1 protein-coding gene and 1 pseudogene are annotated in these 1,494 nt (G+C 40.6%); both read right to left on the minus strand.

Features of this window, described 5'->3' with window-relative positions:
- Positions 1–113: 113 nt before the first annotated feature.
- Positions 114–734 (minus strand): class I SAM-dependent methyltransferase, encoded by a 621-nt coding sequence (locus ACT3RN_RS15555; RefSeq protein ID WP_192518516.1) that lies wholly within the window; start codon positions 732–734, stop codon positions 114–116.
- Between the two features lie 486 nt (positions 735–1,220).
- A pseudogene (locus tag ACT3RN_RS15560) lies at positions 1,221–1,494 on the minus strand (hypothetical protein); the annotation flags it as partial.

The raw sequence follows: 1,494 nt of genomic DNA on the forward strand, positions 1-1,494 counted from the left end.
CAAAAATTTATACCATTCACAAAAATTAGAGTAGCAAGGAAAAAGAGCGCAAGTACTACGCATTGTAAGCTAAGCGATTTTGACACAGCTAATCGTATTTTTGGCGGTTGGTATTAGTCTTTGGTTGCCATGGTAATGGTGTACGTCTTACCTTGCTTGATCTTATCGCTATTGCCAAATACTTCGGTAAATGAGCGCTTCACAAACTGACGTAGGCCGTTGATAGTAACCACATAAAAGCGACCACCCGTACGCATACGCTCATAAGCATCAAGGAAGTATAAATAATGCTGCTCTTTGCCCACTTTGGCTGGCAAGTTTGACATCACCAGGCTAAAGTCTTTGTCTTTTGCCACTTGATTAAAGCCGTTTGATAAATGCACATCGACATTGGTTAGACCGTTTTTTTCACAGTTACGGCATGCGTATTCTACCGCCATAAAGTCTTTATCGATCAGCGTATGTTGACCATTCGGACATTCACGTGCTGCCGTCATACCAAGTACGCCATAACCACAGCCCAAATCAATTGAATCATCGTCAGCTTCAAAATCCACATAATCAAGCAGCATCAAGCTACCGTCATCGAGCTTTTGCGGTGAAAAAATACCCCACGTGGTCGAAAAATCAAACGGCTTGCCCAATACGTCTTGGCGAAAGTTAATATCTTCGCGCCAGTGTTCGGCATTTTTTAATAGGTCAGCAGGTGGCTTATGATTTAGTGGGTGGCTCATAGGATTCTCGGATAATGGGTAAATAAAAGGCGGTGGTTGCTCAGTTATACAGCGTGCACATCATACGCGTATTGTAGCGAGAAAAGAGGTAGTTTGCAGCTATCTATTGTGGAATTGTATTGTGGGAAGTCGTTATTGCAAAAATCATGATGGGAGCTGATCCTGCCGTCCGCTATTATCTGCCATATCTGCTAGGGCACGGCTATAGGCAGGTCAGGTTGCTGCTACCGCGACATCCTGACCTGCCGAGCCTTTGCAACCTAGTAGTCACGACAGGATAACCGCTCCAGTCAGGGCTAAACCGCACCGCAAGACGACTATTTTATGATTGCGAGTTTTGATGTAGGCTGGGCTTTTAGCCCAGCGAATAAGTTGTCATGTTAAGATTAATTTTACAATAAACACAGTTTAAACGTACGTAGTGCGTAGGGTGGATTAGCGGATGCGTAATCCACCTTATATAAACGCTAAACTTACTCATTTAATCTAATTTTTTAAACTAGTTATAGGGTATCCATACTGAGAAAATTGATAGAATTCTCCTGTATATCCTATAATATGAAATATCAATCTAAAAAAAACTTCCTCTAAAAAATTTGAGTCATCTAATATTTTTTCTAAGGAACTTTCATCTTCAAAGCTTAATTTTCTTTCAATCCCATGCGCTGATTCGTTTCTAATAGCCTGCCAATTAGAATGCATACTTTGACTTAAAATATCTAAATCTACTAAGCTTTTAAGAATTAAAACGATAGGTTTG

Source organism: Psychrobacter sp. AOP5-GZ1-6 (assembly GCF_052376345.1).
Lineage (GTDB): Bacteria > Pseudomonadota > Gammaproteobacteria > Pseudomonadales > Moraxellaceae > Psychrobacter.